Origin of the sequence: Mediterraneibacter gnavus ATCC 29149 (genome assembly GCF_008121495.1) — a bacterium.
Taxonomy (GTDB): Bacteria; Bacillota; Clostridia; order Lachnospirales; family Lachnospiraceae; genus Mediterraneibacter; species Mediterraneibacter gnavus.
Genome location: NZ_CP043051.1, coordinates 3,480,092 through 3,492,959 on the forward strand (window position 1 = coordinate 3,480,092; position 12,868 = coordinate 3,492,959).

Annotated in this window: 10 protein-coding genes; 3 read left to right on the forward strand and 7 right to left on the reverse strand. The window is 44.5% G+C overall.

The genetic code is table 11. The features are described from left to right. Nucleotides 1-10 precede the first annotated feature (10 nt). Nucleotides 11-3,301: a DUF5717 family protein gene (locus tag FXV78_RS17345; protein ID WP_039959643.1), complete on the reverse strand. Its 3,291-nt coding sequence runs from the start codon at nucleotides 3,299-3,301 to the stop codon at nucleotides 11-13. Between the two features lie 126 nt (nucleotides 3,302-3,427). Between FXV78_RS17345 and FXV78_RS17350 the strand changes: the two genes are divergently transcribed. Continuing rightward, a complete protein-coding gene (locus FXV78_RS17350; protein ID WP_004842624.1) occupies nucleotides 3,428-4,543 on the forward strand; it encodes a pyridoxal phosphate-dependent aminotransferase in 1,116 nt (371 codons plus the stop codon). A gap of 86 nt (nucleotides 4,544-4,629) precedes the next feature. Here the strand turns inward: FXV78_RS17350 and FXV78_RS17355 are convergent, their stop codons facing one another. From FXV78_RS17355 to FXV78_RS17370, 5 genes are all read right to left on the reverse strand, one after another. After that, nucleotides 4,630-5,337: an Rpn family recombination-promoting nuclease/putative transposase gene (locus FXV78_RS17355; RefSeq protein ID WP_233447387.1), complete on the reverse strand. Its 708-nt coding sequence runs from the start codon at nucleotides 5,335-5,337 to the stop codon at nucleotides 4,630-4,632. Then, nucleotides 5,316-5,531, reverse strand: coding sequence for a hypothetical protein (locus FXV78_RS18390; protein WP_004842618.1), 216 nt, complete (start codon nucleotides 5,529-5,531; stop codon nucleotides 5,316-5,318). The genes FXV78_RS17355 and FXV78_RS18390 overlap by 22 nt, the downstream gene beginning before the upstream one ends. 295 nt (nucleotides 5,532-5,826) lie before the next feature. Then, complete coding sequence (locus tag FXV78_RS17360) at nucleotides 5,827-7,590, reverse strand: transglutaminase-like domain-containing protein (protein ID WP_159308428.1); 1,764 nt, start codon at nucleotides 7,588-7,590, stop codon at nucleotides 5,827-5,829. 16 nt (nucleotides 7,591-7,606) lie between these two features. Then, nucleotides 7,607-8,641, reverse strand: coding sequence for a DUF58 domain-containing protein (locus tag FXV78_RS17365; RefSeq protein WP_004842614.1), 1,035 nt, complete (start codon nucleotides 8,639-8,641; stop codon nucleotides 7,607-7,609). Between the two features lie 16 nt (nucleotides 8,642-8,657). Further along, nucleotides 8,658-9,605: an AAA family ATPase gene (locus FXV78_RS17370; protein WP_004842613.1), complete on the reverse strand. Its 948-nt coding sequence runs from the start codon at nucleotides 9,603-9,605 to the stop codon at nucleotides 8,658-8,660. A gap of 168 nt (nucleotides 9,606-9,773) precedes the next feature. Between FXV78_RS17370 and FXV78_RS17375 the strand changes: the two genes are divergently transcribed. Beyond that, nucleotides 9,774-10,133 (forward strand): phasin family protein, encoded by a 360-nt coding sequence (locus FXV78_RS17375; RefSeq protein ID WP_009244389.1) that lies wholly within the window; start codon nucleotides 9,774-9,776, stop codon nucleotides 10,131-10,133. Beyond that, complete coding sequence (locus tag FXV78_RS17380) at nucleotides 10,130-11,761, forward strand: ABC1 kinase family protein (RefSeq protein WP_023924319.1); 1,632 nt, start codon at nucleotides 10,130-10,132, stop codon at nucleotides 11,759-11,761. The genes FXV78_RS17375 and FXV78_RS17380 overlap by 4 nt, the downstream gene beginning before the upstream one ends. Nucleotides 11,762-11,815: 54 nt before the next feature. Here the strand turns inward: FXV78_RS17380 and FXV78_RS17385 are convergent, their stop codons facing one another. Beyond that, nucleotides 11,816-12,868 (reverse strand): peptidyl-prolyl cis-trans isomerase, encoded by a 1,053-nt coding sequence (locus FXV78_RS17385; RefSeq protein WP_004842605.1) that lies wholly within the window; start codon nucleotides 12,866-12,868, stop codon nucleotides 11,816-11,818.

The window sequence follows — 12,868 nt, forward strand, 5'->3', positions numbered from 1 at the left end:
GTCAGCCTCCTTAATACTGTTCAAACATATGCGCGGCGATTGCATCTTCCTGTGCATATGCTTTCATCTTTTCTTCTTTTTCACTGCCCTCTGAAAGTAAAATATCATTCAGTCGTCCATATCGCCCGGATTCTCCAAACACAGCATCCTTCATGCAGCACTCTTTATCACTTCGGTAAGTGTTGCCATCAATGGTCTCCTTGAAATAATATTTCAACCGCTCGTTGGAGAACAGCACAAATTTCTTCACATAGAGATTCTCATACATCGGCGTAAGCACCTCTGTAGCATAATCTACCGCCTCTGAATTTTCTTTCTGAAGCTGATAGTAGAGCATTACACGGCTTCCCTTCTGCCCTTTGTACTCGATCAGCGTCTTATCCCAAAGCTGCAGCTCAATGAGCCATTCCTTTTCGTATGCCAGAAAGAACGGAAAATAAATCTGCTTGCCGCACAGCTCCTGTAAGAATTTTTTCAGAGTCTTACGCACAGTCGTCGTATATTCTCTGGTGGAATAATATTTTAATACGGCGATCTTGCAGATGTCGATCGTTTCTTCACCCTTTTCATATTCCTTACAGATGATATCAATAATACTTCTGCTCATCCTGCGCTCTTCCACTACATATTCTCTGGACATATACGCCAGATATGCCTGCTGCAGTCTGAAATAAGCTCCCTCTTCATAATATTCTTCAAAGATCGGAACCTCTCCGAACAACTCTTCCGAGAACAACATCTGTGTGATGATCCTCTCCGCCAGCTTCTGAGTGTGTACCTCATACTCTCTTGCTTCTCTCCAGAGCAGTTTCATGTCTGTAGTCGCTCCGCAGTAGTAATTCGCAAGATACGTCAGGATCACTCTGTCAAACTGCTTTCTTTTAAACATCTCAAAACACACGTAGGTAAGGAAATCATCACATTCATAATTGTTTTCACGGATCGTACGGCTGCACAGTCCCATGATCTCTTCTTCCCCGTAATTTTCAATGCCATACTTGCGCACAGTCTCAAGAGAAAGCTCTTCTACCTTCTCCTCCTGACGGTTCTGCTTCAGACTGTTCATATACCGCTTGCAGATATCCATGTAACGAAGCTCATAGAACAGGCGCTTGCTTTCATATGGAATAGAATCTGTATAATGTCTTCCATCCTTACTTTCCCATACAAGCCGGTCTGTCTTTGCATACAAAAATACCCTTGCCCCTTTGTCCGTATACGGCGCCTTCTGCGTGATCGTTCCATCCTCTGCGATCACATGAATAAATTTCATATTCGGTACCTTTGTTGTGATCTCATAAGCATGGCAGATATCATACAGTGCTTTGATCTGCTCTGCTTCCATAGAATCTTCTGTCAGAAAACGCTTGTATATAATGCGGAGCATGGGATCAATATTTCTGCGCTCCAGCTGATTCCACGCAAACGCTTCCATCTCATCTCTGTAATGCGCATAAATCTCACTGGATTCATCCTCATAAGTGATCAGGTTTGAATACAAAAGCGCCCGTTTATGGAAATCCAGATTATTTCCATGCATAAAGTAAAGATACACGGAACGCGGCAGTGCTTTATTGACTCTGCCAGGCTGGATCGCAGCCATATAAAACTCGTACAGCTGTGCAATCTTTAATTCCGACTCCACTGCTTTTTCATACCATTTAAAAAAGCAGTTTTCCATGCAGCTTCCCTTGATCAGAAGTGTACAGATTGCAGTCAGGATCATGGACTCTTCATACATCCCGTAGGAAAGCACCAGAGTCTCATAAAGATAGCGGTCAAAGCTTTTCAGCTGACTTGCCAGATTGGCTGTATATAATGCCAGTTCCTTTGTCATCAGTTTGTGTTTGGCTGCAAAATACAACACCCGCACTTCAAAGATGCCCAGTTTTTTCAAGGAAGAACTCTTCTCACGGAAACACCGGAAGGCTTCCAGATAGAACCAGATACTGCGTGTCTTTTCCTCATAGAAGTGATGCTCCAAAGCTCTGAGACGTTCACTGATGATCTTGTACTCAGAGTCTACATTCACCAGCATGCAGAGGATCTTCCAGCTATCGGGATGCTTCATATAGGATTTTGAAAGCTCTTCTGCCACTCTGCGTGTCCCGATCGAATCATTGGAAAGCAGCGTGGTCAGATACAGATAATAGGAACTGATCTCTACATTTTTTCCGATTGCAAACCGGTTGTAATTGTAAGATTCCAGAATCCATTTTGCCTCTTCAAACCGTTTGCCCAAAAGACAGATATGTGCATGTACCAGAAGATACATCTCATTGTCCTCATCCAGACTCCGCAAATGCTCGATCTTCTTTAAGGACTCCTCGCACCAGGTGTTCAGATCCAGCTTGCCGCTCTCATAAACGAGACAGCGCTTTAAAATACTTGCAAACTCTTTATCCCGCTCCCGTCTCTCTTCATCTCTGCAGACATCCTTCTCCACCACGATCTCATAGGTCAGTATCTCATACGGGGACTCCAGGATGATCTGCCCGAAGTTGCTTCCCTGATGAAGCTTTGTATAGTCGATGATATATTCCAGCCGATACGCATTCCCAATGAACTCCTCCGTAGTAACCTTGGTATGCTCCACACTTAAAAATTCACCTTCGGTACGTACATCAATGGTCAGATATCCCCACGTATTCTTCCTGATCGTAAAGGTATCTTTTCTGGATTCCTGAAGAGAAATAAATGCCCTGCTCTCCTCTTCCAGCGTCAGAAAAATCTTCTCTTTCTGCTTGCAGCCCACCAAAAACTCTTCCAACGCCTGCTGATCCAGCTCCCATTTTCTCATATTGTCATACAATGCCTGAATCCGCTTATCCTCATACTTCAGAATCTCATAAAAATCTCTGGAACGGAACAGCTTTTCTGCCTCCGCCGGATCCCGAAAAGACAGCTTCTTAAAATCTTCCAGACTCTGTACTTTTCCATAAGTTGTCATTACAAACGGCTTTTCAATAATGGCAGTAAATGCCACCTCATACTCTCCGCCATTGCACACAATGGTAAATTTTCCGTGTTCCACATGTCCCGGAACCAGACCGGATCCGTCATATGTATAAGAGATGTTCACCGGATTCCCATCAAATCCCTGCTCCTCACAGCGTACCCGAAAAGACGATGGATAAACCAGTCCACGGATCGTCCCCTCTCCCTGATTCTGGAGAGAAAAGCTTCCTTTGTACATCTCGCCTTCTCCGACACGCATGATGATCCGCGTCTCCGGGAAAATAATCTCCGGCTGTGGAATATGAAAATCTCCTTTTGAAAGGCGTTTAATTTTATTCTTCAAATTCGTCACCTGCTCATTCTTCTTACGTTGCATTTTTTTGTAAACACACTATAATAAAGTATTATAACATCAACACTGTATTTCTTGCAACGGTGGAATCAAAGAATTTAAAAGGGGATTGTATACATGAATACAAAACTGGAATTTCACGGAAGTGATATTGAAAAAGTGTGCGAACACTACGGATTAAAAAAAGAAGATATTGTCAATTTTGGTGCTAACGTAAATCCGCTCGGACTTTCCGAACAGGTAAAAAAAGCTCTTGCAACTCATCTGGATCTGCTCTCTTCCTACCCGGATCGGAGCTATACCAGTCTTAGAAACATACTCTCCACATACTGTCAGATTCCTGCAGACTTTATCCTGCCGGGCAATGGTTCCAGTGAACTGATTTCCCTGCTGATTGAAGAGCGCCGTCCAAAGCATACGATGATCCTTGGACCCACTTATTCCGAATACTCCAGAGAACTTGGATTTTCAGACAGCACAATCGACTGCTTTTATCTGAAACCAGAACAGGATTTCCAATTGTCTGTAGAGGAACTGTGTCTGGCGCTGGCTAAAAAGCAGATTGATTTTCTTATTTTATGCAATCCGAACAATCCGACTTCTTCCGCAATTTTTCATCCGGAGCTGATAAAGCTGCTGGAGTTTTGTCAGGATCACAACATCTTTGTGATGATCGATGAAACGTACGTGGAGTTTGCACCTGATGTAGATGCCGTCACCGCAGTTCCTTTGACCCAAAATTTCCAGAATCTGATGGTACTGCGTGGTGTTTCCAAATTTTTTGCCGCTCCTGGTATGCGGTTCGGGTACGGTATCACCGGAAATGCTGAATTTCTCAAAAAATTGAAGAGCAAACAGATTCCATGGTCATTAAACAGCCTTGGCGCATTTGCCGGCGAACTTTTGTTTCAGGACAAAGAGTATATAAAAAAGACACGCAATTTGATACTTTCCGAGCGTGAATACATGTATACAAAATTGCGTGAACTTCCTTTTTTCTATGTTTATCCGGCTTATGCCAACTTTTTGCTGGTACAGATCCAAAAAGATGGACTGACTTCATCTGACGTATTTGAAGCCTGTATCCGGGAAGGACTGATGATCCGGGACTGTTCTTCCTTCACCGGATTAGAGGGAGAATTTGTCCGCTTCTGCATCATGGATCCAGAAGATAATCGAAGACTGCTGACAGTGTTTCAAAAAATTTCACAATCAGCCCGAAAACAGGTATGATTTATATACAGAGAACTTCCACCATGAAAGAAAGCAACATTCCATGTCAACAAAACATGAAATGTTGCTTTTTCTTGTATATCAATTCACTCTTTCCAGTATTTTTCTAAATATTGATTTGCATCCGTATCTGAGAGCTTAAACTTCTCCTTCAATCGAAGCAAAACATGTTCTTTCGTTTCTCCCATCTCCTGTAGAATTTCAATACATTCCTGAATCCTGCCCTTTTCTCTACCTTTTTCTTCCCCTTCTTTCACCCCTTGCCTATATCCCGTCTCTTTATAGATTCTTGAAAAGAACTGGTGATCCCGGATCTGCTTTTCTCTTGCCTCATACTCTAACCGTGCCCTCTCATCTGCACTCAGATGCACCAGACTCTCATAGGCCTTCTCAATATAAGGGTCTTTCTCTGCTGCCATTTTGAATTCCTCCTCTGTCTCTGCATTGATAAATTGCATCCAACTTAGCAGTTCTGTCTCCGGATACTGGTGCTTTGCCAGCTTCGGCAATTCCAATACATGCAATTCCAGCTTGTCACTGTACTTGATATGCCGGCTGTCCTCCCATAAGTGAAACCGGGAATAGAATGCATCCGTATCTTCGAATATTTCAAAGTCCAGAATCCCGATATGGATACATTTTTCCAGCACATCATATCCTTCGCCTTCATGAATCTGTTCCGTAAACATTTTTGACAGATAAAATAAAGTTCTCTCTGCCCAGTACTCGTACGCTGCCACCTGCATCTCCACATCGACCTGACCGCTGTTTTTCAATTGGATCCGAACATCCAAAATTCCAAGCTTGTCTTCCTTATACCGTTTCTCAAGACTGGTGGCAACAGTGTTGTCTCTTCGATTTCCTCATAGGGAATCCCCGTAACTGCCGACAAAAATGCCTGACGGATTTGTGCATCTGCCATCAACTGTTTGAAACAAAAATCATTTTTCGGTCTCATCAGAAACTGCGTTGTATTCTCTTTTTCCATTCACATTCCTCCTGTTTTCCGAATGAATTTACCGGGAAACAGGACTTTTCATAACTAATTCTTTCGATTAATTTTTCGATGATAGACCTCGTTCCGGTTTTCCATTCGCTTTTTCTTGCTTCTTTACTGGGAAAATCCGAAATGCCGGCTGTTGCCGGTTCAGATATAACTGAAAGGGATTCCTTTCAGAGATGTTTCCAGTATACAAGTTTCTTTCAGCAAAAGCAATGAACGAAATCTAAAAACTTGTCACAGTCACTTCATTTTCTCTTTATAAACATAATCTGTTTTTTATCTATGGAAAACATTTTATCACATTCCACTGCAGCTTTTTCCAGGCGTTTAATCCTTGTTTTACTTTTTTTCTGCATTGTCCATACAAACGATACATCTGTTCTCCATCGCGGATATCACAGCCTTTATAGAACATAGTGCGCATCATCGTGTCATACATCCAGTTTAGATCGGCCTCTTCCAGTTCCGGAAGAGATTTTTTCACCGCTTCTTTTCCTTGCATTGAAAATGGATCTTCCCCGGATGGATGCAGAAACTCTGCAACCTCGTACAGGCTCTGATAAACAAACCGGATCCTTGCATCGATTGATCCCGTTCGGCACCGTTTTCGTTTCCGCACAGTCCGTATCCACGCTTGCAATATTATCAGCGCGAACATCAGAAGTATAACGCCGATCACCTTCAAACACTGGAAGAGCGCCTTTCGGATCTGCTGCCACGTATCCGATGATGCTCTTGCCCTCTCCACATTTTCCAACGCAGAAGCTGCACCTGTATGATCCTCGACCTTCCAGCCGGTATCCTCCTGCCAGACTTCACACCAGGCATGGCCCATGCTGCCCTCAACTTCTGCCACATATTGCCCATTTTCCTGCTGTGAAAATGCAGATGCCGGAATGGCATAACCTTCTGCAAATCTGGCCGGAATCCCCAGCATTCGATACATCAAGGTTGCAGCCGTTGCAAAATGCACACAAAATCCTTTGTGGTTTTCAAACAAAAAATACTCCGCAAAATCCTCGCCGGACGGTGTCGATCCCGGATTTACATCATACACAGCCTGACGTTTTAATGTTTCTTCCACGAACCGCTCTGCTTCTTCAAAAGAATCTGCTTCCTGCAGTTCGTTGCACAATTTGCGAAGTTGCTTCAAAGAGGATGGATACTGCAAATATACACTTGCCGGATCCGTCGCACTTCCTTCTCTCCAGGATCCCCCGTCATATTCTTTTCCATATTTCTCCGAAACATAAATCGTATCTGTCGGCATTTCCTCCTGCGTCACAGTGAACAACACACCCTTCCTGGGGACAAAGCTGCCCAGCTCCCGCAAATCTTCCATACCGCCGGAAGAATCCATGCCTGTCTCTTCCGGAATCATATTCTGCTCTGTCTGCGGGATTTTTGCCTGTGTTTTTCGTTCCTCTTTTTCTGACTCTTCCTTTTGCTCTTCCTTTTTCGTCTGTGCTTCTTTTCTTGTCTGCCTGTCTGCACTCCATGCATTCCACGTCTCTTCTGCTTTCTGGATTACATGCTCTTTCACATATCGTCTGGTCGTCCGATATACCCCATCTTCTTTTTCTTTCATCGGCTCCATCTGCTCTCCCAGCTGGACCGAACAAAATGCCAGAAATACGAAGCTTATTCCCACAATGCAGACATTCTGCAGAACATTACAAGACATCGATGTAAGCACTGTCACATACAATCCGGCTGCAATCATCTGAAGCCAGCATTCTCTCGGATCCGGGAAATACGTCAAAACCGCCGTATATATCACTGGTACAAGATAGAAAACCGCAGAAATACAAAGCAGGAGCTTCTTTCTTTTTACCAGCATTGTCCCAAGCCAGACACTCCCTAAAAAACCGGTGATCAAAAGTACTGCCATCCACCTCTCTGTCTGATCCTGAGGTAATTTCTGCGTCAATTTCACTCCGGCGGCAGTCTCCCACCAGGACCACAGTGCAAAACCAACGGTAAGAAACTGTAAGATATGAACTTTCCAGCTATGTTGATTCAAATCCTTCTTTTTTCTTTTCATACCCCTTCTCCCCATATCACACCTGGATAATCCCGGTATCATTCCATCCCTGAATCCCCTGGCCATCCAGTACAAGAACACTGGAAAATTTCTGTGTTCGAAACACTTCTTCAAACCCGCTTTGCTCTTCCTCTCGTTTCGCTACAGGGACTGCTTCCATCAGCTCCCAGAGCATTTCATAAAACGTCTCCTCATCCTTCACGCGCCATCGCACAACACGGACGTTTTTCTGATCAAACCATGCCACAACGTGCATACAGTGTTCTTCTACCAGAGTCCTGGAAAGTGAAGCACAAATCTCCATCATACGCTCCAGCTTTTTGAAATCTTTCGCTGCATCCGAAAGCCAAAGTCTGATACATACCGCACATCCAAGAGGATGACTGGATTCTTTGACCATCATTTTTCCCGCCTTGGCACTGATCTTCCAGTGGATCATCTGCACCGGATCCGGAATGTGATACTCCCGGATCTGATAGATTTCCGTAGCATCCTGCCCACCCCTTTCATTGGAATAGGTTTCCGGCTCAACCGGAAATTCCCGCGTCCTTCTCCCAATCTCTACCAGCATTGCACAGATCTTCGGCAGGACTGTGAATCGCTCCTTTTCCTGCTGCTTTTTACCCACAGATAAAATTCCGATAAAATCATAGATTCTCACTTCTGTAATCGTCAGCTTCCACTCTCCGCACCTGTCTGGTTCAAATGTATAGTCTGCCTGCTTTTCAGAAAGCCATAAACTGTCTTTTTGTCTGATGCCGGATACTGCATGTTCCATTTCCAGCAGAATCCTGCACTTTCCGATCCAAAGAGAACTTTCCCTGCAAACCTGTATACTGACTTTCATTTGCTGTTCTTTTTCTCCGTAATCCGAGAGCCGCTTTACTCTGGCAGAAAGTCCTCTCCCCGCAAAAATAAGATAAACGATTCCTGCCGCCGGATACAGAAGCACAAAAATCAACAGCCCGCTCAGTGCCGGATAAATATACATCAAAAACAGATATCCCACTGCGCCAAGCACAAGAAGATATGTTATCATCCGTTTTCCCATATACGCTCCTTCCTTTTTATCGCTTTTTCAATGATGGTGATTCTACTGCGGACAAAATTTCCTGCAGTACTTCCTTCTGTTTTACTTTGCTGATCCTTGCCCTTGTATTTAACAGGATCCGATGCTGTGCAGTCTCCCGAAACACTCCCCTGACATCTGCCGGAACCACATATTCTCTTCCTGCCAGATACGCACCCGCTTTCGCCATCTTTGCAAGTGCCACTGTTCCTCTTGGACTCATCCCCAGCTCCAGCATCTCATGTTCCCTAGTAGCCTGTGCCAGCTGCACCAGATATTCCAGAATCCGCTCATGCATAAAAATCTGTGCAGTCTCCCGCTGTGCTTCCTCAAGTTCTTCCTTTGTCATCACCTGTTGAACGGCATCTGACGTACGGCCATTCTCATTTTTTCGCAGAATCTCCATCTCTTCGCGAATTGTCGGATATCCCATCTTTACACAGACCATAAAACGATCCAACTGAGATTCCGGAAGCAACTGCGTCCCTGCGGAGCCGGACGGATTTTCCGTAGCGATCACCAGAAACGGCGGAGCAATCTTCCTGGTTTTCCCATCCACGGTCACCTGCCCCTCTTCCATCACTTCCAAAAGGGCTGACTGCGTCTTCGGAGACGCCCGGTTGATCTCATCTGCCAGAAGCAGGTTGCAGACCACGGCTCCCGGATGATATACAAACGCATTTCTCTCTTTCTGGTAGATGGTAAATCCGGTCAGGTCTGACGGAAGTACATCCGGTGTAAACTGCACCCTGCGCTTCTGCAGTCCGATCGCTCTGGAAAAAGCAATCGCCATGGTCGTCTTGCCAAGTCCCGGAATATCCTCCACCAGCACATGCCCACCCGCCAAAAATGCTTTCATCACCGTCTCTGTCACTTCCTGCTTTCCGATCACTGCTCTCTGTACTTCCTGCAGTGCAAAAAGTACCTTCTCTCTCACTTTTTCCACACCTGTTTCCTCCCCTGTCTGATATAGAAAATTATACCATATTTTGCTTTTTCCCTCTTACTTTTTTTCATATTTTTAACAAAAAAGTAAGAAACATTCCTCCTGATACGTGCTATAATAAAGAAAACAACAAATGACAATCATGTACTTCAAGAAAGGATGGTCTTTATGGAATTCACAGAAGGATTAAGAAAAGTATTTTTAGCAGGTGTAGGTGCTGTCGCCTCTACTGCAGAAAACGCAAAAGAACTGATCGATGATCTGGTAGAAAAAGGCGAACTGACCGTTGCACAGGGCAGAATGCTCAATGAAGAACTGAAACATACAGCAAAAGAAAAAGTCAAAGAACATATTTCTGTCACCGTTACCAGGAATTATACAGATGCCATGAATTCTGTCGATCAGATGACCGAAGAGGAATTAAACGCTCTGAAAGAAAAGATTGCCCAGACAGAAGAAGCAAGAAAAGAACAGCCTGAAGATCCAGATATTACCTCCGATGAAAGGACACCCGAAGAATCAGAATGAATAAAGAACAAAAAACAATGGATCCTTCCCGGTATCCATCATACACGGAAGAAGATTCAGCCGCCTCCGGCAGGCGGCTGAACGAGATTTTAAAAGTTTTAAAAAAACACCATCTGACCTCGGGTCTGACACCGGTCAAGCTCCGCGAGATTCTGGAAGATCTGGGCCCTACTTATGTCAAGCTGGGGCAGATCATGTCCATGCGTTCCGATATGCTCCCGGAAGTATACTGTCAGGAGCTGACAAGGCTTCGTACCGATGTGATCCCCATGCCATATGAGACTGCAGTCTCAATCATTGAATCCGAATTACAGCGACCTGTCTCTGACATTTTTTCTTCCATCGAACAGACTCCGCTTGGCTCTGCTTCCATTGCACAGGTACATCCCGCACAGCTAAAAGACGGAACAAAGGTTGTTTTAAAGGTACAGCGACCGGCCATCCAAAAGACGATGGAAAATGATATCCGGCTTTTAAAAAAAGCTTCCGGTATTTTAAAACTGACACTGGGAACTAAAAATCTGATCGACTTTCATACGATTTTAGATGAACTCTGGGAGACTACCAGAGAAGAGATTGACTTTGAAAAAGAGGCCGCCAATCTAGATCTGTTTTACGCCAACCAAAAAGAAATCGCCTATACGACCTGCCCCGTGGTGTATCACGAACTGACGACTCCAAGACTTCTTGTCATGGACTATATCGACGGAATCCAGATCGATCATATAGAGGAACTAAAAAGTCTTGGCTACGACATGACTGAAATTGGCGAAAAGACAGCGGAAAACTACTGCAAACAGATTTTGGAGGATGGATTTTTCCATGCGGATCCGCATCCTGGAAATCTCTGGATCAGCAAAGGGCAGATTGCATGGCTGGATCTCGGAATGGCAGGACATCTGTCTTCCAACACCAAGCTGCTGCTTCGCAAAGCGATCACGGCACTTCTTGAGAATGATATTTATTCTCTGAAAAACGTATTACTCGCGTTTGCCGAACCTCAGGAGCGTGTCAACCATGCCCGCCTGTACACGGATATTGATGATATTGTCAGCAAGTATGTTTCCATGGACTTCGGCACCATGCGGCTTGGCGATCTGATCGAACGGCTCCTGCAGCTGGTCAAGGATCACCGGCTTGCAATTACCCCGGATGTCACACTGCTTGCGCGAAGCATGATCACGATCGAAGGAACTTTAAGTGCATGTGCTCCGGATGTAAATCTGTTGCGGATTTTATCTGTACATATGTCCAATCTGCTGATCCATGAGCTGGATGCAAGGCACATTTTAAAACATAAGGGACGCCAGGTTTATACTTCACTGGACAAATCCCTCAACATCCCTGCCCAGCTTTCTGATCTTTTGAACATTACAAAAAACGGGCAGGCACAAGTCAACCTGCAGCTTTCTGATGGCGAGCATTTCCGCCGTGATGTTTATTCCATTACAAACCGGGTGCTTTTGACGATTCTTTCTGCTGCCCTGTTTATCGGATCAGGTCTTGCCTCGGACATTTACAGCATTCCAAAGTGGTTTGGACTCCCTTGGATCAGTTTCCTCGGATACAGTCTGTCCGCCCTTTTATTGCTGATTGTTCTTATACAGATTTTCCGACGGCGCAAATAAAAAGGAGAAGAACCCCCTCACTTTTTCAGGATTTCTTCTCCTTTTTCCTACATTCTATTTTTCTGAATCAGTCGTTGTCTGTTTTACATTCACACCCTGATCTTCAAAGTCTACTTTTTTCCATTCTTTTTTGTCTACCTTGATGTCAGTCTCTTTGCGCCATGTTTCCACCTGATCTTCATACTGTTTCTGCTTGCGCTCTTCTACGATTTCTTTTTTCTTCTGATCTGTTGCCTCACGATCCAGCTTGCTTGTCAGCTTCGCCACATAGATTCCATCGTCTGTCTCAATCAGGCTTGTCACGTCCCCTACATTTTCCAGCGCATCTGCCGCCTTTAAAAGATCTGCGTTCAGTGTGCTGGACTCAGAATCAAATGTCGCCGTCTGCACTTCTTTTTCTGCCGAAGCAGCTGCTGCATTCATGTCCTTGTCCGGATCTGCGCTGACTGTATCCAGAAAGGTCTGTGCCTTTTCTTTTTCTGCCTTCTTTTCATCGTCAGTCATCTGAACAGACTGTCCGGAATCATCCTTCTTCGTATAAGAGAACTGGACATACTCGATCTTCTTTTGTGCTGCATCCTCATCTGAAACATTTTCATCCACGCCCTCTTTCATTGGTGCATCCATCTTCTGCTGAATCGTAGCAAGTTCCAGATATTCTTTGACATATTTTTTATATCCGGACACAACTTCTTTGTCCTCCAATGTGTTGTCTTCCACAAACTCCTCTGCGGCTTTGTCGATCTTCTTCTTTTCTTCGTCTGTCAACTCCACTTTATATTCAGAAGCATGCTGTTTTACAAGATACATATTTTCCAGAGACTCTAAAATACTGTCTTTCATATTCTCCTCATATGTCTTGCCTTCTTCCACTTCCTGGCTCCACATTGTGTCCGCACTCATCCCCATCAGGCCTGCATAAAACGACTCATACTGCGCCTGCTGCATACGCGCATAAAAATTAGCAACACCATACGAAACCTTCTCTGTTCCGACCGTTACTACTGTAGCATCATTATCAGGGGCAGCACTGCATCCTGTTATCGTAACCGCCGCTAAAATACCGGCAACTGCGGTGATCACACCTCTTTTTTTCAATCCAACCAT